The following is a 25,542-nucleotide window of genomic DNA, read 5'->3' on the forward strand; positions in this document are numbered from 1 at the left end:
TAAAGAAATCAATCAAAGGAGTGTTCTTCTTGACGAAACCATATGTCTATATCACAAGAAAGCTGGATGAAGCATCACTTACACCATTAAAAGAAGTCGCTCATATTGAGATGTGGCCGAGCGAGGATGAGCCATGTCCAAGAGAAGAATTAGAAAAACAAGCAGCTAAAGCGGATGCGCTTCTCACCATGCTGTCAGATCAAGTAGATGAAGCCCTTTTATCAAAAACTCCAAATGTTAAGGTGATCGCAAACCTTGCTGTTGGCTATGACAATATTGATCTTGAGGCCGCTGAAAAGCGCAATATCACTATTTGTCATACACCGGATGTATTAACAGAATCCACGGCTGATTTAGCCTTTGCCCTTCTGATGGCGTCAGCTAGACGGATTGTCGAGGCGAGTGATTGGATTAAGGAAGGAAATTGGACAGGCTGGGGGCCTCTTCTTCTTGCCGGCGCTGATATTCATCACAAAACCCTTGGAATTGTTGGCATGGGAAGTATCGGAACAGCGCTTGCCAAGCGGGCAGCAGGCTTTGACATGAAGGTGCTGTACCATAACCGGTCAAGAAAGCCAGAGGCAGAAGCGCAGCTCGGCGTGACTTATGCGCCATTTGAGGAACTGCTCACGCAGTCTGATTTCATCGTCTGCCTGACGCCGTTAACCCCGGAGACGAAAGACATGTTTAATGAAAAGGCATTTGATCAGATGAAAAACTCTGCTTATTTTATTAACGTATCAAGAGGACAGACTGTAGGTGAGGATGCTTTATATGAGGCGGTCACGACAGGAAAAATTGCCGGAGCCGGTCTGGATGTATTTAGACAGGAGCCTATCAGCCCGTCTCATCCGTTAGCAACATTACCTAACGTCACGGTTCTCCCTCATATTGGAAGTGCAAGTGTCGAAACGAGAAAAACGATGATGCGTTTGTGTGCTGAAAATATTGCGCTTGTCTTACAAGGTCAGCAAGCCAAAACGCCGGTTCGTTCATCATATAAGGCTCCCTGAGTTTCGGGAGCTTTTCTGACAAAAATATTTTGAAAATATAGAATCTTGATATAAATAGCTGTTAAGCGGTTTCATTCTGACAATCTCTTATTTTATTACCTTGTCAAAATGAGGATACCCCTTTATAATGTGTGTACATTGAATGTCTGTGTTAGGTTAACAAATGTCTTTTTAGAGAGGACATTGACGGAGAAAGGTGGAATTTCAGGTGAAGGCAATTCGAGTTGGACTATTAGGATTAGGAACAGTGGGGAGCGGTGTCGTCAAGATTATCCAAGATCACCAGGATAAATTAATGCACCAGATCGGCTGTCCGGTATTAATACAAAAAGTGCTTGTGAGCAATCCCGATAAAAAGAGAGATGTGGATGTGGCAAGAGAGGTCTTCACAACTGAAGTATACGATGTGATTAGAGATCCAGAGGTCGACGTCATTATTGAAGTGATGGGCGGCATTGAAGAGACAAAACAATATTTAATAGATGCGTTAAATGAGAAGAAGCATGTCATTACAGCCAATAAAGATTTAATGGCGCTTTACGGAACAGAGCTTTTACATGTTGCGAAAGAAAATGGCTGTGATCTTTATTATGAAGCAAGTGTCGCCGGAGGAATTCCGATTCTGCGTACGCTGGAGGAAGGATTGGCCTCTGACCGAATTACGAAGATGATGGGGATTGTGAACGGTACAACGAATTTTATTTTAACGAAAATGAACGTCGATAAAAGCGCATATGAAGATGTCTTAAAAGAAGCGCAGGATCTTGGCTTTGCAGAAGCAGACCCGACAGCTGATGTAGAAGGACTTGATGCAGCAAGGAAAATGGCGATTCTTGCAAGACTCGGCTTTTCCATGAATGTGGAATTAGAGGATGTGAAGGTCAGAGGCATCTCTGACGTTTCTGATGAAGACATTAATTTCAGTAAACGATTTGGCTACACAATGAAGCTGATCGGAATTGCCCAGCGGGACGGAGAGAAAGTAGAAGTCAGTGTCCAGCCAACTTTACTCCCTGATCATCATCCGCTATCATCGGTCAACAATGAATTCAATGCGGTGTATGTCTATGGAAGTGCTGTAGGAGAAACGATGTTTTACGGCCCTGGAGCAGGAAGTCTCCCAACGGCAACAGCTGTTGTATCAGACTTAGTCGCAGTGATGAAAAACATGCGCCTTGGCGTGAACGGAAGCGGATTTATCGCACCGCAGTTTGAGAAAAAGATCAAATCTCCATCGGAAGTATTTGCTCAGCAATTCTTAAGAATTCATGTTAGAGATCAAGTCGGGGCATTTTCCCGCATTACATCTATTTTTTCTGAAAGAGGCATCAGCTTTGAAAAGATCCTTCAGCTTCCTGTGAAAGGGCATGATGAGCTGGCTGAAATTGTGATTATTACACACCGGACCTCAGAAGAAGATTTCTCAAATATTCTGCAAAAATTAAACGATCTCGACGTGGTGCTTCAAGTGAAGAGCACGTACCGAGTAGAAGGGAACGGTTTAAGCTGATGAAGTGGAATGGACTTATTGAGGAATTCCAAGAATTCTTACCAGTAAACGAATCAACACCAAAACTAACATTAAATGAAGGGAATACACCGCTGATCCACCTTGCCAAACTTTCGGAAAAGCTGGGGATTGAGCTTCATGTGAAAACAGAAGGCGTCAATCCAACTGGCTCTTTCAAGGATCGTGGAATGGTCATGGCTGTTGCAAAGGCAAAAGAAGAAGGCAATGATACGATCATGTGTGCTTCGACAGGGAATACCTCTGCAGCGGCAGCGGCTTATGCAGCCCGTGCTGATATGAAATGTATCGTCATCATTCCAGACGGGAAAATTGCCTTCGGGAAGCTTGCACAGGCTGTGATGTACGGAGCAGAGATCATTGCGATTGACGGCAACTTTGATGATGCGCTGAAAATCGTCCGCAGCATCTGTGAAAAAGCGCCGATTGCTCTTGTTAACTCTGTCAATCCGTACCGAATTGAAGGACAAAAAACTGCGGCATTTGAAATCTGTGAGCAGCTAGGCTCAGCCCCGGACGTACTGGCGATTCCTGTTGGAAATGCAGGGAACATTACCGCCTACTGGAAAGGCTTCAAGGAATACCATGAGAAAAAAGGAACTGGACTGCCAGTCATGCGCGGCTTTGAAGCAGAAGGTGCAGCAGCAATCGTACGAAATGAAGTGATTGAACAGCCAGAAACAGTGGCAACTGCCATCCGTATCGGAAATCCAGCGAGCTGGAAACAAGCTGTGGCGGCGGCAGATGAATCAAACGGAAAGATTGATGAAGTGACAGACGAGGAAATCCTTCATGCGTATCAATTGATTGCACGTGAAGAAGGCGTGTTTGCAGAGCCGGGCTCTTGTGCTTCTATCGCAGGTGTGCTAAAGCAGGTGAAATCCGGAGAAATCAAGCCAGGCAGTAAAGTAGTTGCGGTATTAACAGGCAACGGATTGAAAGATCCGAATACGGCCATTGATATTTCACAAATCAAGCCGGTCACACTCGATGCAGATGAAGATCAAATTCTTGAACACTTAGAAAAGGCCGCGCGCGTATGAGTGAAGCCTCCATGCTTTTTTCAATCACAGTACCGGGAAGCACTGCCAATTTAGGACCAGGCTTTGATTCAGTTGGAATGGCGCTCAGCCGCTATTTAAAGCTATCGGTCTATGACCATGATAGCTGGCTGTTTGAAGCAGAAACAGATGTCGTGTCCGGGATTCCACCAGGCACCGACAACCTAATTTATCAAACAGCCAAAAAGGTCGCAGATCACTTTGGAAAAACACTCCCGCCTGTTTATGTCAAAGTGTGGAGTGATATTCCATTGGCACGGGGGCTGGGCAGCAGTGCTGCTGCAATTGTGGCAGCCATTGAGCTGGCCAATCAGCTTCTCAAATTAAATATGCCGGATGATCAAAAGCTCTTTTTTGCAAGTGAGGTAGAAGGTCATCCAGATAATGCGGGTGCCTCATTATTCGGTGGTTTACTGATTGGTCTTCATGAAGAAGACAAGACACATGCCGTCAAAGTGCAGCATGTGGATATAGATGTTGTCGTCGTGATTCCTTTTTATGAAGTGCTGACAAAGGATGCCCGTGATGTCTTGCCAGAGGATCTTTCCTATAAACATGCCGTCAGTGCGAGTGCTGTGAGCAACGTGCTTGTTGCTGCATTAATGACGCAGAACTGGCCGCTTGTTGGAGAAATGATGAATAAGGATTTATTTCATCAGCCTTACCGCACAATGCTCGTCCCAGAGCTGTCGAAGGTAGAGCATGTCGCTTCGCTAAAAGGAGCGTATGGAACGGCATTAAGCGGTGCTGGACCGACAATCTTAACCTTAGTTGAAAAAGGGAAGGGAGAAGCGCTGAAAAAGCAGCTTGCCCAAAACTTCCCGCATTGCGAAGTAGATTTGCTGACGGTACCGGTAGCAGGTGTTGTCGTGGAGCATGATCCAGTCAATCAAGTAAAGAACGTGCTGTAAATCTGCACGTTCTTTTTTTATCTTTGTTTTTATAGGAAGAAGCAGGGATTATTATTTAGAGGATCGAACTATTTTTTATGCGTAAAAGGGGGAGATACATTCATGAAGAAATTGATGACGGCAGAAGATTTAACGAAGATTGTTTCTGTTTCTCATCCGGTTTATTCACCAGATGGAAAAAAGGCGGTTTTTACAAAAGTCACGGTGAATGAGAAAAAAGATGATTACAACATCCATTTATGGGTTCGAGATGAAGAGACAGAGGAGCTGTCACAATGGACATTTGAGGATGGAAAGCATCATCAGCCAGTGTGGTCAAAAGACAGCAGGCAGCTTGCTTTTATTTTGCAAAAGCCAAAGGAAGTTCCTCAGCTGGCACTGATTCAGAGTCAGGGAGGCGGTGTGCGCACCTTAACGGCGATTCCATACGGGGTATCTCATCCTGTCTTTTCACCAGATGGAGCTTTCATTTATGCGGCTGTGTCACTGAAACAATCAGAATCTGTTCATGATGAAAAAAAGGAAGAGCGAGATGATTTCGCTCCTGCGGTATATGATGATTTGACCTATAAAGCAGATGGCAGAGGTTATTTAGATGGGCGTTTCACGCAGATCATTCAAGTGGATACCCACTCAGGAGAGGTAGAGGCTGTCACGAGCGGGCATCATCATCATGTGAGTCACACGGTCTCTCCGTGCGGGAAATGGCTTGCCTATATTCAATCAAATCCTCAGATACCTTACATAAGTGACGTGTGCCTCCTGTCATTAGAGGACAGTACGACAAAGAAAATCACACAATCAGCTGGCGCTTATTCCACCGTGTCTTTTTCTCCAAATGGAGAGAGCCTCGTGTATATCGGACATGAGCGCGAATTTCAAAATGCTACCTTCCCAGCATTATGGCTGTATGATCTGAAGGTAGAAAAAGTAGTTCAGCTGTCAGAAATGCTTGATATGTATGTGGGCAACTGTATGGCAGGAGATAGCGTCATGGGCGAAGCCAATCAGCTTCCGCAGTGGACAAAGGATAGCCTGGGATTTTATGCGCTTGTTTCTGATCAAGGCAGTACAGGGATTTATTATTTCTCCGTTGAAGGCTTAGCCTATCCAGTTCGATTAGAGGCAGAACATATCACAAACTTCAGCCTTCATCCAGATGAATCCAAATTGCTGCTCAGCCGGCTTACGCACGTTTCACCAAGTGAGCTGTATGAGCTGACATTAGGGGAGGCGGATCTAAAGCAAATCACGTTCGAGCATGACACCTTTCTTAAGGAGCATGTCCTATCGGTACCAGAGCCATTTTCGTTTCAGTCAAAAGAAGGCGATGAGGTGCATGGCTGGTTTATGAAGCCTTCCCAAATGGAAGACGGGAAGAAATATCCGCTCATTTTAGAGATTCATGGTGGACCGCATGCGATGTATGGTTATACGTATTTTCATGAATTTCAAATGCTCGCTGCTGAAGGCTATGCCATCGTATATATCAATCCTCATGGCAGTCATGGATACGGACAGATGTTTAGCGACCGTGTGAGAGGAAGCTATGGTGGCGTTGATTATAAGGATGTCATGCAGACTGTTGATCATGTGCTCAAAGCCTATGATTTCCTTGATGAAACGAGGCTCGGAGTAACAGGCGGCAGCTATGGAGGTTTTATGACAAACTGGATTGTCGGGCAAACCGACCGCTTTCGCGCAGCCGTCTCACAGCGGTCCATTTCAAACTGGATTAGCTTTTATGGCATTAGTGACATTGGTTATTACTTCACAAGATGGCAGATTGATGGGGATATTTATGATTCGGCCGATAAGCTATGGGATCGTTCGCCGCTAAAGTATGTGAAGCAGGTGAAGACGCCACTTCTCATCTTGCACAGCGATGAAGACTATCGCTGCCCAGTTGATCAAGCAGAACAGCTTTTTGTAGCACTGAAGGAGCTTGGGAAAGACACAAGGCTCGTCAAATTCCCGAAGGCATCTCATGATTTATCCAGAAGCGGCCATCCGGGGCAGCGTATTCAAAGACTGACCTTTATGAAGGACTGGTTTAGAGAGAAGTTAAGTTAATAATGAAAAAAACGACCCGAATTCGGGTCGTTTTCATGTCATATATGAATTAGAAAACCTGTTCAACTTCTACAACGCCAGGCACTTCTTCTAATAATGCGCGTTCAATACCGGCTTTCAATGTAATGGTTGAACTTGGGCAGCTGCCGCATGCACCAAGAAGACGTAATTTCACAATGCCATCTTCAATGTCTACAAGCTCACAGTCTCCACCATCACGTAATAGAAATGGACGAAGTTTGTCCAGTACTTCCTGTACTTGGTCTTTCATTTCGACTTCAGTCATTAGATATAATCGCTCCTTTCACAACATATCACCATTATATTCATCTGGACGATAAAAATCTATTGATTGGTTTCAAAGTTTCCTTCTCATTATAGCACAATCTCATCTTGAAACAAAAAGTGATTTTGACTTTTTTCATACAGAAAATTCAGCTAAAATAAAGAAAGAATAGGGGGCTTGCCAAATGAATCAAACCGTTGATCTTTATGTATATGGAAGAGATGTACTGTGCGCTAGCTGCGTGAATCTGCCTTCTTCAAAAGACACATTTGAGTGGTTAGATGCAGCGTTAAAACGAAAATATCCGAATCAGCCGTTTCGCATCACATATATTGATATTGAGCACCCGCCAGAAAACGAACGCCAAAAAGAATTGTCTGAACGAATTCTTGATGATGAATTCTTTTATCCGCTTGTCTTAGTGGAGAATCAAATTGTTGGAGAGGGCAATCCAAAATTAAAAGACATTTATCAAGAAATGGAGAAATACGGTTACACGGAGAGCAGTGAATAAACTGTTCTTTTTTTGAGAAAACAAACAGAACAAATGTTCCTTTTTAGGTTGAAAAAGAACGTTTGTTCGATTATAATCAAATGAAAGGAGCGTGAGCATCATGAATTATTTACTGAAACAATCTCTTCATCAGCAAATACCAATTGAGATGATTTATATGAAGAAAAACGGAGAGTGCACGAAGCGTAAAATCATTGTCCACCGTCAAACAGACCAGCTCATCCAAGCGTATTGTTTATCGAAGAAAACGATGAGAACTTTTCGTAAAGACAGCATCCTTGCCCTTGCTCCGATCAAATTGACCCGTTCATCGGCACATGCCGTTTCATAGAAAAAAAGCTCCCTCGTCATGAAGGAGCTTTGAGAAAAAATTCACATGATGTTAGCCATTGTGATGCTTGTACATCCAAAGGAGTCCGGATTTTAGAAGTCTTGGTACACGGCCAATAAGTGGACGATCTGCTACTAAGCCAAAGCCGGCTTTTTTCCCTAAAGATCCTAAGACACCTTTTAGCTTAAACTGAGGATAAGCCTCAGGAAGCGGCTCGTTTTTCCAGCGTTTTTGCAGAGATTGGACAATTTGTTCTGCCTGCGCCTCGGCAAGCTGTGCACTTGGGGCATGCGGCAAGCTTGCGCAATCACCCACGACATAGACATGCTCATTTCCAGGGAGATTGTGATGAGGTGTTAATACGACGCGGCCTTGTGCGTCTTTTTCAACATCCATCTCCCGTACCACTTTGCTTGGCTGAATGCCTGCTGTCCATACGATGACCTCTGCTTCAATGGCGTCATCATGGTTGTAAACAACACCTTCTTCAACCTTCGTAATATTGGCACAGTTAATGATCTTTACGTCATTTTCTTCAAACCACTTTTGCACATATAAACTTAATCTTTTTGGGAAGCTTGATAGAATCAGCTCTCCGCGGTCAAAAAGAATAATGTTTAAATCAGCACGGCTTTCTCTTAATTCACTGGCTAGCTCTACCCCGCTAAGTCCAGCACCGACGATACCAACCGTTGCACCTGCACCCAAATTGTTTAATTTGTTATACGTATGTCTTGACTGATCAATGGTTTGAATACTGTATGTATGTTCTTTCGCACCAGGGACATTATGATACTTGTCCTCACAGCCGAGTCCAATCACCGTGTCGTCATAAGGAATGGGTTCACGGTCGCTGAATAAGATCTGTTTGTTTTCAATATCAATTTTTTCTACTTCCCCATATTGAATATCCAGCTTCGGATGCTCTGGAAAAGATACTCGGATGTGATGATCAGAGATTGTTCCAGCAGCGAGTGCATAATATTCTGTTTTTAAACAGTGGTAAGGATTTCGATCAACTAATGTGATAGTAACATCATCAGGTAATTGATTTGGCAATAAGCGGTGGAGAACCCGCATATTCCCGTAACCTCCGCCGATCAAGACTAAATTTTTCATGACGATTCTCCTTTTCCCCGTAGACATTGAAAAACACTTATACTAAAAAACTTTAAGTTAAAATACCAAATAAAATTATATCGAATTTACTGTGAAACCACAATAATTGTTTCAAAATAACCTACATATTCATTAGTTAGTCCTAAATAGTAAAACATTTTACGAGGAATAGGCGTAACGATACAGATGAAGCTCATGTTTTGACTAATAGAAGGAATTTCGGTAGGATGGTAAGGCAATGTGAGGTGAAGCAAAGTGTTCCCACTGATCGAATTTTGTGTAAGTAATCTTGCACAAGGGTCTCAAGAAGCAAAAGAGAAGCTTGATAAAGACCCAAACCTAGACGTTATGGAATACGGCTGTTTAAGCTATTGCGGCAAATGTATGGACTCCCCATTTGCACTTGTGAATGGAGAATTTGTTTCAGGAGAAAATGCAGAGCAGCTAGTCGAGCGTATTTATGCTTTTATAGAGGAAAATGAGATGTTTTAAATGCACCACATGGGTCATGGGGTGCATTTTTTTCACACTTTAAGCTTCCATTTTTAAGGAGAATTAATAGAAAGCGCATCCAATATGTTATGCTAATAAAATATCATCAAAATGAAGCATCACACGAGAAAAAAAGAGGCATATGCATAATAAAAGCCCTTTGCCATGGCAGCAAAGAGCTTCTATGTATGAAAAACGGGGGATGATAAGATTGTCTCCTGAATCGACTCCTTTTATACTATAAAGAAACAACATTTTTGGAGGAAGCTCATGACATCATTTCAATTCACGAAAATGCACGGATTAGGAAATAATTATATATACGTCAATCAGATGAAGGAACAGCTTCCAGAAGAGCAGCTATCAGAGATAGCGATCCGCGTTTCTTCTGTTTATACAGGAATCGGTTCAGACGGAATGATCCTTATTTGCCCATCAGATGTTGCACCTGTGAAAATGCGCATTTTCAACAATGATGGATCAGAGGGTAAAAACTGCGGCAACGGTCTGCGCTGCGTCGCAAAGTATGTGTATGAGCATCAAATCGTAACAGACACAACGTTCCAGATTGAGACATTGTCAGGACTCGTTGAAGCTACCGTTCACGTGCAGGATGGTCACGTTCATTTAGTGACAGTAGATATGGGGAAACCTCGTTTTGAAAAAAAAGCGATGCCAATGCTTGGTGAACCGGCCAGCACAACGATTCATGAAGCACTTGATTTTGGCACTGTGACTTTAAATGGAACGGCTGTTTCAATGGGAAACCCGCACATCGTTTTTTATTTAGAGGACATTGAAAAAGCACCGCTTGATACACTTGGGCCAATCATCGAAAAACACGACATGTTCCCAGAAGGCGTCAATGTAGAATTTGTAGAAGTTGTCAGTGAAACAGAACTGCATTTTCGTGTGTGGGAAAGAGGGTCTGGCATTACTCAAGCCTGCGGAACGGGAGCTTGCGCTGCGGCTGTATCCACGATTGTGAATGGACAGGCGAAAAAAGAAACGGACATGACGGTTCACTTAGCAGGCGGAGATCTCATCATTCGCTGGAAAGACAACGACCATGTGCTCATGACAGGGCCTGCTGAAACGATTTGTGACGGCACATTTTATCTGTAAACCATTTATTTGAGAAAAGGCACCATCACGTTTATAATTGAAAAGAAACATCCAGTCAAAAGGAGGGATGATCATGAGTACACCAGTAACCATTACAGAAGCTGCTGCACTGCAGATTAAAGATATGATGAAAGAACATGAAGAAGAAAATGCGTTCCTACGAGTGGGCGTAAAAGGCGGCGGATGCAGCGGTCTTTCATACGGCATGGGCTTTGACCATGAAGTTTCAGAGAAAGACACGCAGTTCGAACAGCAAGGCATCCAGGTCCTTGTCGACTCCGAAAGCCTTGATATCATGAACGGCACCATCATTGATTTCAAACAATCACTAATGGGCGGCGGTTTCACCATCGACAATCCGAACGCGATTGCTTCATGCGGATGCGGTTCTTCTTTTAGAACAGCGACGAATACCGGTACGCCGGAAGAGTGTTAAGGTTAGTATCAATTAATTTTGTAAATCCATATTGGATATTTAAAACCTCCTCAAATTGATTATGATTCGAGGAGGTTTTTTTGTGTTGTTTAAAGATGTGAAAAGAGAAGATAACTTAAATCACTCAGCACCGTCCTTCTTTGTAAGGGTATTTAAGTATAAAAAAGTTCGCAATTTCTTAATATTTCATCTGTACCAAGTAAGGTCGCTTCTTCAATTCCTACATTATTAATTCTCATGAAAGATTGTACAGCTTGATAACCTACTGCATAACCAGCAAAGGGTGATAATCCTACTGGTTGAAAGCCTTGTTCTTTGGCAATGATATCACCAAACATATAACTGCTGACCTCAGCAAATCCTTTTGTATGTAAAGCCTCTTTTATCACTTCTTTTGAATAGTTTAATTCCTCTTTATCAAAAGAAGTGACCCAAGGTCCTAACACATGTTCACCATAAAGCTCTTTTGCAAATGATTCAGCTAAACCCTCTATAATTAAATAATCTCCAACTGTCACGTTTCCATAATCCCATTCAAAATATGAAAAACGGATATTATGGTGGAATTCATGTGCAATGAGAGCAGGAATTCTTGGGATATTATATGCAGTTGGATATAGTGATATTTGAATAAATCCAGAATTCCTCCAAAACCGCAATATCCTTTTTGCAGTTCAAGCTTTTTCGGATCACCTAGATATAGACCGAATCTCAACTCATCAGCATTTATTTGAAGGTTGTGCTTTTCTATGAAATCCATACAATGGTTTAAGGTGATATCTGCTGTTTGAAGAGCCTGAATTTCTTGTAGTCTCTTTAATGCCTGTTGTCCAGTTTGTGTATCTGTTACATCAAGATAGCCAAGCATCTTGGTTGCCATTATTACATCATATCCATTTTGCTGTTTAGCTTTTAGCGGAACGTTTATCATATTCCACATCTTTTCAAAAGGTTTCATCATGGTGTGTCGGAAAAAATGTTCTTTGTTGTGTTGAGTTGAAAATAACCTTTCGTATTGATCAATTGTATCCTCAATTATCATCCTCATTGTTATGCTCCCTTTTATAAAGAGTGGTAAAAACTTTCATTGCTTCGCTCACAAATGATGCCAAGCCTTCACCATATCGATCTATATTCTTTGTGAAACGTCCATCTTGAATATAGAGTTGACCTAAACCGTAAAAAGCATCAAGAGAGTAATAACTGAAGTTTTCGTTTAAAAAGTTGTACCATTGTTTGATTACGATTTGTACCTCTTTGGATTTAGGGGAATGATTGCGAAGAGAGGCTAGTTTATTAAATATGCTATTCCATCTATTAGATAATTCAATTTGTTCATCTTTAGACAAATTATTTAATTTTGAGCTGACTTCATCAACAGTTTGATTTCCCCAACGGTGACGAGCTTCTTCTCCATATTGACTAAATTTCATATTCATATTCTCGAACCTTTCTTTATAGGTGTAGTGAGTTTCCCCCAACAAATGCTGTAGCGTCTTATCAATATTTCCGATCATTTTATCGAATTTATTTCGTTTCTCTAGTAACATGTTTCTTTGTAAAATAAATGCTTCTTTCTTGTCAAATGAAGGATTGTGCATCATCTTTTTTATTTCCTTCAATGGAAATCCAAGTTCTCTAAAAAATAATATCTGCTGTAATGTTTCAAGGTTTTCTTCTGAATAGAGTCGATAATGATTATCTGTGACTTTTTTCGGAATCAATAAACCAATCTGATCGTAATGATGAAGTGTACGAATGCTAATACCAAACAATTCAGCGACTTCCTTTACTTTCATTTCAATTCACCTCTCTTGATATCTACTATAAAATATGACGTTACGTTAGGGTCAATCATCATTTAAAAATTTTAAATCAAGGATTGTTCATTTGTGCTTCAACTTGATGATGGTTTTCTCTCGGAATAGTTGAGTATTGAGTTCATGAGATATGTACGCGTAAATCGCTCAATTTTGTTACAGCTTGCCCTCACAACTGGCTATTTCCACCCAAAAAGAGTATCATGATAACCAAACATAAACTGTAGGTAGAAAAGAGGTTGCTGAGGTTTGAGTGAACAAATCAATTGCAGGAACTGTCATGAACTGATTCCGTATCGTTCCAAAACGTGTCCAGCTTGCGGGATTGAGAAGCCGCTTCCGAAAAAGGAACGTGTGAAGGATCGGGTGATTTTGGTTGTGGCAGGGATTGTTGTGGTGCTGCTTGCTGCAATGGTACTTGGAATGGCGAATGCCTATATTGGGGTTTTTAAATAAACGAAAAAGGAGTTCCGTAGTGGGAACTCCTTTTTTTGATCCGTTTTTATTTGTTTTCAAATAAGCTTGTGGAATGAAGAGGCTGTACACGGGCTTTCGGGTCCATGTAGGCTTTCGCATTGTTGACAGCCGTTGGTGCTTCACCAAATCCGCTTGCAATCAATTTGACTTTTCCTTCATACGTACAGATGTCTCCTGCCGCATAGAAGCCTTCAATGTTTGTTTCCATTGTGGATTTCACGACGATCGAGTTCTTTTCGATTTCAAGACCCCATTGCTTAATTGGTCCAAGAGAGGAAACAAAACCGAAGTTGACGATCACGTCGTCCACATCAAGCACTTGTTTTTTGTCGCCTTTGACTTCCTCCAGCACAATCTGTTCAATGCGGTCTTCACCAATGAGCTCAGTTGGGACAAATGGCGTCACTACATTGACTTTCGAATTGTGCAGGTTTTCTACACTGTGCTCATGGGCGCGGAATTTATCACGGCGGTGAATAATGGATACTTCTTTTGCGATAGGTTCAAGCATCAGAGCCCAGTCCACTGCAGAGTCTCCGCCGCCAAGAACGGCCACACGTCTGCCGGCAAATTGGTTCAAATCATTAATGAAGTAATGCAGGTTGCTTCCTTCAAATGATTCTGCTGCACCTAGCTCAAGCTTTCTCGGTTGGAATGCACCGTTACCAGCTGTGATGATGATCGTTTTAGAATAATGAATCTCTTGATTTGTCACAAGTTTAAAAATGCCATCTGCCTGCTTTTCAACCGTTTCAACTGCTTGCTCTAAGCAAATGGTTTGATCAAATTTATCCATTTGTTCCTTTAAGTTATCAACTAATTCTTGTGCGCGGATTTTTGGAAAACCAGCCACATCATAAATGTATTTTTCAGGGTAAAGAGCGGATAATTGACCGCCGAGCTGAGGAAGGCTTTCAATGATTTTCACACTTGCCTGTCTCATGCCACCGTAAAACGCAGTAAACAATCCTACTGGGCCGCCCCCGATAACGGTAATGTCATATACCTTAGAATCTTCTTGCATTCCTTTAATCCTCCCAAATGAAAATTGTTATCACTATATCATATCATACCACATATCGTCGTTTGACTTGTTTTGAAAAACTTGTCGTTTTTTGATGCCGAAGCTTTGAAAAAGAGGAAAAAGCGAGAAAGACCGTTTATCATAAGGATTTTCAGTTTAAAGCCTTGAAAAAAGGAGCAGAACTCGCTATTATTGTTAAGGGAACTAAATATTAATTTTTTATGAATTTTTGTCGGATACGGTCAAATGCTTTCGTTTTATGTAGGTGAAAGTTCAGATTTTCACATACTTATTTTTTTGTTTAAATTTCATAAAATGCCGGAAAGCGGTTGAGAATAGCAATATGTAATTCTTTATCCGTTTTACAGCAAATTTAAAAAAGGTGGATGTGATTCCAGTGAATAAACCGAAAATCGTTGTATTAGGTGCAGGTTATGGCGGATTAATGACTGTAACAAGATTAACAAAACAGCTTGGCACAAATGATGCGGACATTACTCTTGTGAACAAGCATAATTATCATTACGAAACAACATGGTTACATGAAGCAAGCGCAGGTACACTTCATCATGACCGCTGTCGTTATCAAATCAAAGATGTGATTAACAGTTCCCGTGTCAACTTTGTACAAGCAACAGTTGAAAGCATTAATAAGGAAGCAAAGAAAGTTGTGACATCAGATGGCGAACTTTCTTACGACTACCTTGTTGTTGCACTTGGTGCTGTTCCTGAAACATTTGGTATTGCAGGACTGAAAGAATATGCATTCTCAATCTCTAATATCAACTCTGCTCGTCAGCTTCGTGAGCACATTGAGCTTCAATTTGCGACGTATAATACGGAAGCTGAAAAACGTCCAGAGCGCTTGACAATCGTTGTCGGCGGTGCAGGCTTCACAGGTATTGAGTTCCTTGGTGAGCTTGGAAACCGGGTGCCTGAGCTTTGCAAAGAGTATGATATTGATCAAAAAGACGTACGTATCATCTGTGTAGAAGCTGCACCAACAGCTCTTCCAGGATTCGATCCTGAATTGATCGACTATGCAATGAACTACCTTCAAGGTAAAGGTGTTGAGTTCAAAATTGGTACAGCGATCAAAGAATGTACGCCTGAAGGCATCATTGTTGGAAAAGACGATGATACAGAAGAAATCAAAGCTGAAACTGTTGTTTGGGCTGCTGGTGTACGCGGTAACCCAATCGTTGAAGAAGCTGGATTTGAAAATATGCGCGGCCGCGTAAAAGTGTCTCCAGATCTTCGTGTACCAGAAAATGATGATGTATTCATCATCGGTGACTGTTCATTGATCATCAATGAAGAAATCAACCGTCCATACCCACCAACTGCACAAATCGCGATGCAGCAAGGTGAAACAGTAGCGAAAAACCTTGCAGCACTAGTTAAAGGTGGTTCTCTTGAAAGCTTTAAGCCAGACATCAAAGGAACAGTTGCTTCTCTTGGTGAACACGACGCTGTAGGTGTTGCGTTTGGTAAAAAACTTCAAGGAACAAAAGCTTCTGCAATGAAGAAAATCATCGACAACCGTTCTTTATTCATGGTTGGCGGCCCAGGACTTGTTCTGAAAAAAGGAAAATTCAAGTTCTTCTAAACCTTAATAGACAAAAACGTGTATCCTCGTGATACACGTTTTTTTTATGACGTATGGCATATTTTCTTACTTGGTCATCGGCAGCAAAGTATGTTATGATAAATTATCAGAAAATTTAGATTAAGGGAGTGAGCAATATGAATGCACAAACAAAAGAAAAAAAATCCACCTGTCAATATTGTTCGGGGAAAGGGTATTTTCAGCTATTGCTCGGCGGATCTGAAACATGTGAGGAATGTAAAGGGACAGGAAAGAAGCTTTAATCCATCTGCTTTTTCCATTGATTGACTTCATCTCTATTTCCAAGTTAAACTAATGATGGGATATTTGGGGGTGGAGATGAAGTGATCAGTTTACCAGTCGTTATCATTTCAGTTATTTTATTTTTCGTGTTATTCTTCGGCATTGGCTTTTTGCTCAATATGCTGCTCAGAATGTCATGGATTATGGCTATTTTATATCCAATTGTATGCCTTTTCATTATCAATAATCAAAAGATGATCGCTTATGTCAGAGAACCGGGCATTGCTTTTTCAGGGATAGGAGAACGCATTGTCTCTCTCGCTGCGGCAGATATCATTATCTTGTTAAGCGGTCTGATTGGTGCAATTGCATCAGGTTTTGTCATCAATGCACTTCGAAAAAGAGGGTATCAAATGTTTTAACTCACTTGTAGACATGCAAGTGGGTTTTTTTGTTTCTCCTTTGCATAGTTTCCATTTTGTTTGGAAACAAATAGATGGGTAGAGGAGTGACAAATAAAGATGAAAACATGGATGAAACGATTGTTCATGACAGCCCTTTTCATGCTTGCTCTCTTGACAAGCTTTACGGGCATATCTGGAGTTGAACCAAGTGATTTAGCTGTCTGGGTGAAAGAGACTGACCCTGGCAAGCAAGTATCTTCTTTTTTCCAACAGCAAAAAAGGGAAACGATGGCACTCAAAAGTGATGACTTGCGGGCTGTTTCTCTCGAAGAAGCGTTTAATTGGAACGATTACCCGAAGCAAAAGGTTGTCGCCACAGGTTATACAGCAGGTGTGGAATCAACAGGTAAAACGAAGGAACACCATGCATATGGCATTACATATTCAGGCGTCAAAGTGAAACGTGACTTATATTCAACTGTGGCAGCAGACCCATCAGTCTTTCCGATTGGAACCGTGCTGTTTATCCCAAACTATGGCTACGGAGTGGTCGCAGATACGGGAAAAGCCATTAAAGGTCATAAGCTTGATTTATACTATGAAACCGTAGATGATGTGTATAGAGAATGGGGTAAAAAAGTGCTTGATGTGTATATCATCAAAAAGGGCGAAGGGACGTTAACGGAAAAAGACTTAAACCAGCTCAATGAAGCAGAATCAATGCAAGTGTTCCGTCAGCAGTTTCAAGCCAATAAAGAATAAAAAAGCTTTGGACAAGTTTTAGGTCCAAAGCTTTTTTCGCTTCTACATGAAGTAATAATCTAAGATGAGTGTCAGTAAGATCCCTGTTAAGCCGCCAAAGAAGACTTCAATCGGCTTATGACCAAGAAGCTCTTTTAATTTCTTTTGCTTTTCTTTTTCTTCCGCACTCGGGAAATTCTTTGCTTCAGAAACAAATCGGTTAAAATCTGTCACCAGCTTGTTAAGTACAGTCGCCTGTTCTCCTGCCTGTCTGCGCACACCTGTCGCATCGAACATGGTAATAATGGCAAAGATGGCGGAAATGGCAAAGATAGATGTATCTAGCCCGTGCTCTAAAGCCACTGCTGTTGAGAGTGCTGTTACGGCTGCGGAGTGTGAACTTGGCATTCCGCCTGTGCTTGTAATGAGCGACCAATCTAGTCGTCTAGAAATGATAAATTGAATCGGTACTTTTACAAATTGAGCAAAAAAGATGGCTGCAAGGCTGGCAAGCAGCGGAAAATTCATCAGTACGCTCATGAACAAGAAACATCCTCTCTGTAAGAAAAAATATGGTGCGAAATGATGGACTGTATACCCTAGTAAGATGAAAAAATGATAGCAGTATCAAATGCTGCCAAGTCCATGTTCAATTATAACATTAAAGAAAGTAGATGTGGAACGAGGAGAATGCAGGCGGGCTGCTCAAGTTTTCATCGCTTTTTTCATGATGCCCTTCCGCGTGTGAAAATATAAATGTTCATCAAGTAAAGACAGACTGGCAATGATCGTATAGGCACATAAATTTTGATATAATAGAAGTTCCAATGTGAAAAATGGAGTTCATTGAAGGAGCGTGTGATAAATATGTTTTTCTCGACAAATGAATTGCAACATAAAGATACACTGGTGATCGGACTTTTTCAAAAGAGCCAATTATCAGGAAAAGCAAAAGAAATGGATGAATTACTTGAAGGAAGAATCACTGAATTATTAAAAGAAGGCGATATTTCATCTAAACGAAATCAGCTTTCGAAGTTTTTCCCATCCCCTGAGACAGGCATCAAACGCATTTATTTTGTCGGACTTGGGAAGGAATCAGATTACACGTTTGAAGAGGCAAAAGAAGGGTTTGCCCATTTATTTAAAAAGCTCCATCAAGATAAAAAGCAAGCGGTTTCGGTCTTGCTGGATACGTTTATTGGAAAGGATCTGCCTGCCCAAGATGCAGCCCATGCCCTTTCTGAAAGCTGCCTTTTAGCTACATATGAATTACAAGATTTTAAACATAAAACAAATGAACCGGATCGCTTCATCGAGTTTGTTTATGCAACGACGGATCATGATACAGCTGAAATTCAGGCAAGTCTGAAAGTGGGCGAGGTCTACGGACAGTCCGTCAATTCGGCCCGTACCCTTGTGAATATGCCGCCGAACATGCTCACATCCTCTGATCTGGCTTCGTACGCGGCAGAGCTTGCGTATAAATACGAATTTGAGATTGAAATTTTAGATAAAGAACAGATGGAAGAGCTCGGGATGGGCGGAATTCTAGCTGTCAATAGAGGCTCAACAGAACCACCAAAGCTGATCGTTCTGAAATATCAAGGCAAGGAAGAATGGACAGACGTCATCGGGCTTGTCGGTAAAGGTATCACGTATGATACTGGTGGCTATTCTTTAAAGCCAAGAGCCAGTATGGTTGGAATGAAAACGGATATGGGCGGCTCAGCCTCTGTTTTAGGTGCCATGGAAATCATCGGTGAACTGCGCCCAGAGCAAAATGTCATTGCTGTCATTGCCTCAACCGATAATATGATCTCGGCTGATGCCATGAAACCAGATGACGTCATTGTGTCGCTTAGCGGTAAAACAATCGAAGTACTGAATACGGATGCAGAGGGTCGTCTTGTTTTAGCAGATGGGGTGACATATGCGAAGCAGCACGGTGCCTCGGTTCTTATAGACGTGGCGACATTAACAGGCGGAGTCATTGTGGCACTTGGAAATGAGACAACAGGCGTCATGACGAATAACGATGAACTGTATGCCCAGTTTAAAGAGGCATCAGAAGAATGCGGTGAAATGATTTGGCAGCTGCCAATCACGGAAAAAGATAAAAAGCGCGTACGAAACAGCAAAATGGCTGATCTCAATAACTCACCAGGCCGTGATGGACATGCGATCATGGCAGGAGCATTCATTGGTGAATTCGCTGAGGATACGCCTTGGGTTCACTTGGATATTGCAGGAACAGCTACAACAGAAAAGCCTTCATGCTTTGGGCCAACAGGGGCGACAGGTGTGATGGTACGGTCATTGGCGACATTTGTGGAACGATTTGAAGGTAAGAAATAAAGGATGAGGCTCTGCCAACTGGCGGAGCCTTTTTTATGTAGGCCATACGTCATTTGACGAAGAAAATTTTCTATGGTAACATACGTTGGTACTTTAATTATCTACTACATTAGTAAACTAAAGGATTTCGGAGGTTTCACCATGAATGCAGTTGTTTTAGCGGTTATTTTAATGTTGATATTAAGCTTGCTGCGGGTCAATGTCGTGATTGCGCTGGCACTCGGTGCTTTAGCTGGCGGACTTGTAGGTGGATTAGGCCTGGGAGGAACAGTGGAAGCCTTTACTGACGGGCTCGGAGGAAATGCGACAGTTGCCATTAGCTATGCACTTTTAGGGGCATTTGCTGCGGCGCTGACAAAAACGGGTCTTCCAGATGCCATGGTTGAAGGAGCAGTGAAGCTTCTAGGAAAAGAAGGCGACTCAAGAAGAAAAACATTATCAAAAGTACTGATCATTCTTGTGATTTTGATCGTATCTTGTTTTTCACAAAACGTCGTTCCTGTTCACATTGCCTTTATTCCGGTCTTAATTCCGCCATTATTAAAAGTGTTTAACGAGCTTCAAATTGACCGCAGACTGCTAGCGTGTGTCATGACCTTCGGACTCACTGCACCATATATTTTACTTCCAGTCGGTTTTGGACAGATTTTCCACGGAATGCTCCGTGATAATATGAAGGATGCAGGTCTAGCTGTGAATTTAGCAGATATTCCATATGCAATGCTGATCCCTGTTGGGGGGATGGTGCTAGGATTGATCGTCTCCCTTTTCGTGTATCGTAAGCCAAAAGTATATGAGGATCGCGAAATTACAGATGTAGAGAAATCAGCGTATACGAAAAAAAGTCTATTCTTTGCTGGTCTTGCCATCCTCGTGTCATTGATTGTCCAGCTTTATCTGTCTCAAAGCCTTGGCGTGGAAGGTATGATCTTCGGTGCACTTGCAGGACTGCTTGTCTTGTTTGTGACCGGAATGATGAAACGCGATGAAGCAGATCAACTGATTACATCTGGAATGAATATGATGGCATTTATCGGTTTTGTCATGCTTGTTGCGGCTGGATTTGCCAACGTTTTAACCAAAACAGGAGACATTGAAACGCTTGTTAAAGCATCTTCACAATTTATCGGCAACAGCCAGAGCCTTGCGGCAATTTTAATGCTGCTTGTGGGTCTGCTTGTTACAATGGGGATCGGATCATCATTTGCAACGATTCCAATTATTACGACCATCTTTGTTCCACTTTGTTTACACCTAGGGTTTAGCCCAATGGCGACAATTGCAATTATCGGTTCAGCTGCGGCTGTTGGGGATGCAGGTTCTCCTGCAAGTGACAGTACGCTTGGACCGACATCTGGATTGAATATGGATGGACAGCATCACCACATTTGGGGTACTTGTGTTCCAACCTTCGTATTTTATAATGTACCGCTTGTCCTGTTCGGCTGGCTTGCGGCAATTATTCTTTAACATGAAAGCTTGTAGAGAAAACGTTGTTTTTTCTATAAGCTTTTTTTGTGATGTTTTATCCATTTGTTCACTTTCTGAAGGTGAAAAATAATTAGGTCTAAAGTATGAATTAAATGAATCTTTCTTTCTCTTTCTTACGTATATATGCTGATAAAAATGAAAAGGGGAAGATGAGAGATGTCATTTTTTAAAAAGCTAGCGGCAAGTGCTGGGATTGGTGCAGCGAAAGTAGATACTATTTTGGAGAAAAACGCCTATTATCCAGGACAAGAGGTAAGGGGAACCGTCCATGTAAAGGGCGGGAAAATCTCTCAGGACATCCGCTATATCAATGTCAAGATTCAAACACAGTATGTGATTGTGAAAGATGATGAAGAGCATAGAAAATATGTGAATATCTTTACTTTACGGGTGACGGATTCTTTTACCATCCAGCCTGGAGAAAAGCATGAATTTCCGTTTTCATTTATTCTTCCTATCGATACCCCGATGACGATCGGAAAAGTAGAAATTGCAGTAATGACAGACCTTGATATCCAAGGAGGAATCGATAAATCTGACTATGACCGCATTTTCGTTGAAGCACATCCTTGGGTGAGAAATGTACTGGAGGCCACTAGAAATCTTGGCTTCCACCTGAACGAAGCAGACTGTGAACAAGCGCCTTACTTCCAGCGCCGTCTGCCATTTGTTCAAGAATTTGAGTTTATTCCGACATCAGACTACTATCGCTATATGCTTGATGAGCTAGAGCTGATTTTTCTGATAGATGAAGGCGGCTTAGACATTGTGTTTGAAGTCGACCGCAGAGCAAGAGGCCTCAGAGGGTGGCTTGAGGAGATGTATAACGATGGAGAACAGCTGGTACGCTACCGCTTCAGTCCAGCAGATCTTGAAGATGTAGAAGTGCTTGAGGGAATGCTAGAAGGAATCATCGATCAATACGCTGAATAAATGATGGAAAAAGAGCCTGAATGGAGACAGGCTCTTTTCTATGCGACTTGTAGATGATGTCTGCCCTTATGATGCGGCTTGTTGTTTTCGAAAGGACGTGGCTTTTGAAACAGAGCGATAAATTTTAGGTGCCATCATCGCAAGTAATATGGTCAATGCGTAGTCTTTCACCATAAACCAGATCATAAAAAACCACGTGGTTTGATAAGAAATTGGGGCATTCAGCCACACATTTAATGCGAGGTACGTATAAGTCGTTCCGATCACATACATGACAGTCGTACCTGCAATAGCTGCAAGCAAAAAGCGGCCAAAGCCAGGATTTTTTCTTTTTTCTAAAATGAATCCAGCTAGCCAGGCAGCAGGAATATACGATAATACAAAACCACCGCTTTTGCCTAAAATAACCCCAAAGCCCGCTGAGAACTGTGCGAATACAGGTGCACCAGCAATTCCAACTAAGGCATATACAATCATAGCCAATGCGCCAAGCCGTCTGCCGAGCAAGAGACCAGCAAGTACACAAAAAAACGGCTGCATTGTAAGTGGAATTCCGCCGACCTGCAAAAACGGCACAATGGATGTGATATTGGCTCCAATCGCCATGAGTGCAGCAAACATTCCGACTAGCACAAAATCAGCGGTTCTTGTTTTCTGTTGCATGATGTTTCCCCCTGTCTTATCTGTACAAATAGATTAAGGGGATGAGAAGTGTTTGTCAACCTGTTTTTATTATTGGTTAACAAAAAACCCACCCATGAAAAGGGCGGGTCTGTATTAAGCTTCTGTCATAGAAGACGCATCGATCGCTTGATGAACTGGCACATAATCATAGCCGAGATCACGAGCGACGGCTTCATATGTGATATGTCCGTTCATGACATTGACACCTTCTGCGATGGCTTTGTTTTCTTGAATGGCTTTTGCAGCGCCTTTATTAGCAATTTGCAGCGCATATGGAACGGTGACATTCGTTAAAGCAACAGTCGATGTCCGTGGAACGGCTCCAGGCATATTGGCGACAGCATAATGTAAAATACCGTGTTTTTCATAAGTAGGCTGATCATGTGTTGTGATATGATCGATTGTTTCAACAATTCCGCCTTGGTCAATGGCTACGTCTACGATGACGGAACCGGGCTTCATTTGCTTCACCATTTCTTCCGTCACAAGCGTTGGTGCTTTGGCACCTGGGATCAGTACCGCACAAATGAGAAGGTCTGCCTCACTGACTGAATCGGCGATGTTGACAGGGTTAGACATTAACGTTTTCATTTGATGACCAAATTGATCGTCCAGCTGACGTAAGCGTTCTGCGTTTACGTCAATAAGAGTGACATCTGCGCCAAGCCCAATCGCCATTTTCGCTGCGTTTGTTCCAACAACACCGCCGCCTATAATTGTGACTTTCCCTCTTGATACCCCTGGTACGCCTGCGAGCAAGATGCCTTTACCGCCTTTTGGCTTTTCTAAAAATTGTGCACCGATTTGAGCGGACATTCTGCCCGCCACTTCAGACATAGGTGTTAAGAGAGGGAGTGATGTTCCGTCCGTTACTGTTTCATAAGCAATAGCTGTGACGCCTTTTTGTTTTAAAGCTTCAGCCAAGGAGGGCTCTGCGGCAAGATGCAGGTACGTAAATAAGATGAGTCCTTCTCTGAAATATGAATATTCCTCAGGTAATGGTTCTTTTACCTTCATGATCATATCAGAAGATGCCCACACATCTTTCGCTTGATCAAGAATTTCTGCACCAACAGATACATAATCGTCATCAGTGAATCCGCTTCCAAAACCAGCGTTTGTTTCAATTAAAATCTGATGTCCAGCTGAAAGTAATTGAGAAGCTGCTCCTGGTGTTAATGCCACTCGGTTTTCATTGTTCTTAATCTCTTTCGGAATGCCGATGATCATGTTTATTCCTCCCATGCTTATCTATTCATATTGTATGTCTAGTGTATCCTGAATGTTTAAAAAATGCTTCGGTTGAAATAAAAAATAAAAAAACGCCTCTTTGTGAAATTTCACAAATGGACGTTTTTTAGCTTCATATCAAGGTATATGGTCATTTTCTCATTCATGTTTTTTAAATCTATTTCTGCAATGTCTGTAATACGTTTTAATCTGTAATTCAATGTATTGATGTGGATGTTTAATTGCTTTGCGGCAATATTGGCATTGCTGTCACAGTCAATAAATCGTTCAAGGGTTTCGACTAGGTTGGAATGATGCCTCAGGTCGTAATCTTCCAGCTTTGATAAAGAATAACTGGAGTAAGATGAGCCCCTTCGTTTTTCAGCGAGGACATCTAAATATTGATAAATACCAAGTTCAGAAAAACTGTGTAAACGTTCGGTTTCAACAGGAAAGCGCTCTTTTGTTTTTAATACAGCCAGTGCTTCTTTATAGGAAGGTTGAATATAAGAGATGTTATCGTAAATTCCACCAATCGCTGCTTGAACGTGATGGATATGATACCGGTCAGACAGCTGCTGCAGCATGCCGCTTGTGAATTGTTTAATATCGTGCAGCGGGTGTTCCGTTTTGGGTGAGACAAGAATAATGAATTCGTGAAAATCAACAGTTGTTAACAGCACTTGGACTTGCTGCGTTGTTTCAAGCAGGTAAGATAGCTTTTTTTCTGTGTCTTCTGTGAGTTCGTCACGAAGGCGGAAAATGATGATGGCATACGTGTCTGGACATCTGATGCCAAGTCTTAAAAATAGGTCTAGCATCTCATCCTTTTCATGAATATGACCTGTGAGCATCTTCCAGAAAAGCTCCTGATTGCGTTCTTCTGTTTTCGTTTTGCGAATTTGTAAGTTAAGTAATTTGTTTTTAACAGCATGTGCTGCCATCTTCAGAAGGTCCATTTCTTCTTCTGAAAAAGGCTGTGTGGACTCAATCGCCCAGATAAAACCGAGTACTTCTTTGTCCTTCCAGATTGAAATGGCAACCCTGCTAGATAAACCCACCTCTGCAATTTGAGGGACACGAAGCGGTTCGTCTGTTTTAAGGAGTGTAGGAATGATGCCGTCCTTCCAAAGCCGATTAATGACTTTTTCCGGTACCCGGCGGGAGATAATGGTTGAAGTTCTGGCGGGATCAGTAAAATCATTATGAGTGCTATAAGCCAACAATCGATGATGCGTATCTTCTATAGTAATAGGGCAATTGAGCACATCACTAATTTGGTCTGCCACATCCTCTAAACGATCAAGGCTGTACTTAAATGGATCTGTCTTTTTTGTCATAAAAACCCCTGCTTTTTCGAATATTTCACGTACTTACATTATGAAGAGAAAGAGGTACGTAAATCAATAACAAAATGCCATAAATTTAAAAAAGAGATCGCTCTGAGAAGCGAGCGCATCGATGCTAAAAGTAGGCGAAAAAGAAATAGTACAATAATAACGTAGTAATAAATCAATAGGCGGAAAGATTCAGTGAAGTGTGTCTACACTTATTAAGAATATATGACCAAAAAAATGTTAAATACTAGATAAAAAGCGAAAAAACAGTAATTCTATAGACTCATTTTGTAAAATAAAAA

25 protein-coding genes and 2 pseudogenes are annotated in these 25,542 nt (G+C 41.8%); 18 read left to right on the forward strand and 9 right to left on the reverse strand.

The window, feature by feature from the left end; translation table 11 throughout:
• Positions 1-29 precede the first annotated feature (29 nt).
• The 5 genes from ACP7A0_RS09140 to ACP7A0_RS09160 all read left to right on the forward strand — a co-directional run bounded on the left by ACP7A0_RS09140 (position 30) and on the right by ACP7A0_RS09160 (position 6,586).
• On the forward strand, positions 30-1,013 hold the full coding sequence (locus tag ACP7A0_RS09140) for a 2-hydroxyacid dehydrogenase (RefSeq protein ID WP_426004895.1): 984 nt from the start codon (positions 30-32) through the stop codon (positions 1,011-1,013).
• Between the two features lie 208 nt (positions 1,014-1,221).
• A complete protein-coding gene (locus tag ACP7A0_RS09145) occupies positions 1,222-2,523 on the forward strand; it encodes a homoserine dehydrogenase (protein WP_060597237.1) in 1,302 nt (433 codons plus the stop codon).
• Complete coding sequence (thrC, locus tag ACP7A0_RS09150; RefSeq protein ID WP_024423361.1) at positions 2,523-3,584, forward strand: threonine synthase; 1,062 nt, start codon at positions 2,523-2,525, stop codon at positions 3,582-3,584. The genes ACP7A0_RS09145 and thrC overlap by 1 nt, the downstream gene beginning before the upstream one ends.
• Positions 3,581-4,513: a homoserine kinase gene (thrB, locus tag ACP7A0_RS09155; protein ID WP_375566271.1), complete on the forward strand. Its 933-nt coding sequence runs from the start codon at positions 3,581-3,583 to the stop codon at positions 4,511-4,513. The genes thrC and thrB overlap by 4 nt, the downstream gene beginning before the upstream one ends.
• A gap of 102 nt (positions 4,514-4,615) precedes the next feature.
• Entirely contained in the window at positions 4,616-6,586 is a 1,971-nt protein-coding gene (locus tag ACP7A0_RS09160) for a S9 family peptidase (protein ID WP_268496150.1), read from the forward strand.
• Positions 6,587-6,635: 49 nt separating this feature from the next.
• On the opposite strand, the pseudogene ACP7A0_RS09165 reads toward ACP7A0_RS09160, so the two are convergent.
• Positions 6,636-6,935, reverse strand: a pseudogene (locus tag ACP7A0_RS09165) (NifU family protein).
• 121 nt (positions 6,936-7,056) lie between these two features.
• Here ACP7A0_RS09165 and ACP7A0_RS09170 point away from each other — a divergent pair.
• On the forward strand, positions 7,057-7,386 hold the full coding sequence (locus ACP7A0_RS09170) for a YuzD family protein (protein WP_375566269.1): 330 nt from the start codon (positions 7,057-7,059) through the stop codon (positions 7,384-7,386).
• A 100-nt stretch (positions 7,387-7,486) separates the two neighbouring features.
• Positions 7,487-7,717, forward strand: coding sequence for a hypothetical protein (locus ACP7A0_RS09175; protein ID WP_106030449.1), 231 nt, complete (start codon positions 7,487-7,489; stop codon positions 7,715-7,717).
• Between the two features lie 51 nt (positions 7,718-7,768).
• Here the strand turns inward: ACP7A0_RS09175 and ACP7A0_RS09180 are convergent, their stop codons facing one another.
• The gene (locus ACP7A0_RS09180) at positions 7,769-8,836 is read right to left on the reverse strand and encodes an NAD(P)/FAD-dependent oxidoreductase (RefSeq protein WP_060597234.1); all 1,068 of its coding nucleotides are present in this window, start codon (positions 8,834-8,836) and stop codon (positions 7,769-7,771) included.
• Between the two features lie 255 nt (positions 8,837-9,091).
• On the opposite strand from ACP7A0_RS09180, the gene ACP7A0_RS09185 reads away from it, so the two are divergent.
• The 3 genes from ACP7A0_RS09185 (at position 9,092) to erpA (ending at position 10,889) form a co-directional block, all read left to right on the forward strand.
• The gene (locus ACP7A0_RS09185; RefSeq protein ID WP_003213414.1) at positions 9,092-9,328 is read left to right on the forward strand and encodes a YuzB family protein; all 237 of its coding nucleotides are present in this window, start codon (positions 9,092-9,094) and stop codon (positions 9,326-9,328) included.
• Between the two features lie 270 nt (positions 9,329-9,598).
• Positions 9,599-10,453 carry a diaminopimelate epimerase gene (gene dapF / locus ACP7A0_RS09190; RefSeq protein WP_106039118.1) on the forward strand — a complete coding sequence of 285 codons (855 nt, stop codon included), beginning with the start codon at positions 9,599-9,601 and terminating at the stop codon, positions 10,451-10,453.
• A gap of 73 nt (positions 10,454-10,526) precedes the next feature.
• The gene (erpA, locus tag ACP7A0_RS09195) at positions 10,527-10,889 is read left to right on the forward strand and encodes an iron-sulfur cluster insertion protein ErpA (RefSeq protein ID WP_012011138.1); all 363 of its coding nucleotides are present in this window, start codon (positions 10,527-10,529) and stop codon (positions 10,887-10,889) included.
• A gap of 152 nt (positions 10,890-11,041) precedes the next feature.
• Here erpA and ACP7A0_RS09200 read toward each other — a convergent pair.
• Positions 11,042-11,937 (reverse strand): annotated as a pseudogene (locus tag ACP7A0_RS09200) (DUF2268 domain-containing protein).
• Positions 11,921-12,688, reverse strand: a complete 768-nt coding sequence (locus ACP7A0_RS09205) for a MerR family transcriptional regulator (RefSeq protein WP_375566265.1) — start codon at positions 12,686-12,688, stop codon at positions 11,921-11,923. Before ACP7A0_RS09205 ends, ACP7A0_RS09200 begins: the two are co-directional and overlap by 17 nt.
• A 270-nt stretch (positions 12,689-12,958) precedes the next feature.
• Between ACP7A0_RS09205 and ACP7A0_RS09210 the strand changes: the two genes are divergently transcribed.
• Positions 12,959-13,165, forward strand: a complete 207-nt coding sequence (locus tag ACP7A0_RS09210; RefSeq protein WP_012011136.1) for a hypothetical protein — start codon at positions 12,959-12,961, stop codon at positions 13,163-13,165.
• 46 nt (positions 13,166-13,211) lie between these two features.
• Here the strand turns inward: ACP7A0_RS09210 and yumC are convergent, their stop codons facing one another.
• Positions 13,212-14,210 carry a ferredoxin--NADP reductase 2 gene (gene yumC / locus ACP7A0_RS09215; RefSeq protein ID WP_034659862.1) on the reverse strand — a complete coding sequence of 333 codons (999 nt, stop codon included), beginning with the start codon at positions 14,208-14,210 and terminating at the stop codon, positions 13,212-13,214.
• 391 nt (positions 14,211-14,601) lie between these two features.
• On the opposite strand from yumC, the gene ACP7A0_RS09220 reads away from it, so the two are divergent.
• The 4 genes from ACP7A0_RS09220 to ACP7A0_RS09235 all read left to right on the forward strand — a co-directional run bounded on the left by ACP7A0_RS09220 (position 14,602) and on the right by ACP7A0_RS09235 (position 17,228).
• Positions 14,602-15,819, forward strand: coding sequence for an NAD(P)/FAD-dependent oxidoreductase (locus ACP7A0_RS09220; RefSeq protein ID WP_161937191.1), 1,218 nt, complete (start codon positions 14,602-14,604; stop codon positions 15,817-15,819).
• 137 nt (positions 15,820-15,956) lie between these two features.
• Positions 15,957-16,082 carry a YuiA family protein gene (locus ACP7A0_RS09225; protein WP_159049984.1) on the forward strand — a complete coding sequence of 42 codons (126 nt, stop codon included), beginning with the start codon at positions 15,957-15,959 and terminating at the stop codon, positions 16,080-16,082.
• An 81-nt stretch (positions 16,083-16,163) separates the two neighbouring features.
• A complete protein-coding gene (locus tag ACP7A0_RS09230) occupies positions 16,164-16,484 on the forward strand; it encodes a YuiB family protein (protein WP_034659859.1) in 321 nt (106 codons plus the stop codon).
• Positions 16,485-16,583: 99 nt separating this feature from the next.
• Positions 16,584-17,228, forward strand: coding sequence for a 3D domain-containing protein (locus ACP7A0_RS09235; protein WP_106036546.1), 645 nt, complete (start codon positions 16,584-16,586; stop codon positions 17,226-17,228).
• A 42-nt stretch (positions 17,229-17,270) separates the two neighbouring features.
• Here the strand turns inward: ACP7A0_RS09235 and ACP7A0_RS09240 are convergent, their stop codons facing one another.
• A complete protein-coding gene (locus ACP7A0_RS09240; RefSeq protein WP_034659857.1) occupies positions 17,271-17,747 on the reverse strand; it encodes a divergent PAP2 family protein in 477 nt (158 codons plus the stop codon).
• Between the two features lie 327 nt (positions 17,748-18,074).
• Between ACP7A0_RS09240 and ACP7A0_RS09245 the strand changes: the two genes are divergently transcribed.
• The 3 genes from ACP7A0_RS09245 (at position 18,075) to ACP7A0_RS09255 (ending at position 21,989) form a co-directional block, all read left to right on the forward strand.
• Positions 18,075-19,565, forward strand: coding sequence for a leucyl aminopeptidase (locus ACP7A0_RS09245; protein ID WP_066030456.1), 1,491 nt, complete (start codon positions 18,075-18,077; stop codon positions 19,563-19,565).
• Positions 19,566-19,706: 141 nt separating this feature from the next.
• Positions 19,707-21,035, forward strand: coding sequence for a Na+/H+ antiporter family protein (locus ACP7A0_RS09250; protein ID WP_375566263.1), 1,329 nt, complete (start codon positions 19,707-19,709; stop codon positions 21,033-21,035).
• Between the two features lie 177 nt (positions 21,036-21,212).
• Positions 21,213-21,989: a sporulation protein gene (locus ACP7A0_RS09255; RefSeq protein ID WP_106036547.1), complete on the forward strand. Its 777-nt coding sequence runs from the start codon at positions 21,213-21,215 to the stop codon at positions 21,987-21,989.
• 66 nt (positions 21,990-22,055) lie between these two features.
• Here the strand turns inward: ACP7A0_RS09255 and ACP7A0_RS09260 are convergent, their stop codons facing one another.
• The 3 genes from ACP7A0_RS09260 to ACP7A0_RS09270 form a co-directional block, all read right to left on the reverse strand.
• On the reverse strand, positions 22,056-22,652 hold the full coding sequence (locus ACP7A0_RS09260) for a biotin transporter BioY (protein ID WP_426004904.1): 597 nt from the start codon (positions 22,650-22,652) through the stop codon (positions 22,056-22,058).
• 114 nt (positions 22,653-22,766) lie between these two features.
• Complete coding sequence (gene ald / locus ACP7A0_RS09265) at positions 22,767-23,903, reverse strand: alanine dehydrogenase (protein ID WP_375566259.1); 1,137 nt, start codon at positions 23,901-23,903, stop codon at positions 22,767-22,769.
• A 110-nt stretch (positions 23,904-24,013) separates the two neighbouring features.
• Entirely contained in the window at positions 24,014-25,243 is a 1,230-nt protein-coding gene (locus ACP7A0_RS09270) for a PucR family transcriptional regulator (RefSeq protein ID WP_034659848.1), read from the reverse strand.
• Between the last annotated feature and the right edge of the window lie 299 nt (positions 25,244-25,542).

Origin of the sequence: Bacillus sp. DWP3-1 (assembly GCF_049896565.1) — a bacterium.
Classification (GTDB): domain Bacteria; phylum Bacillota; class Bacilli; order Bacillales; family Bacillaceae; genus Bacillus.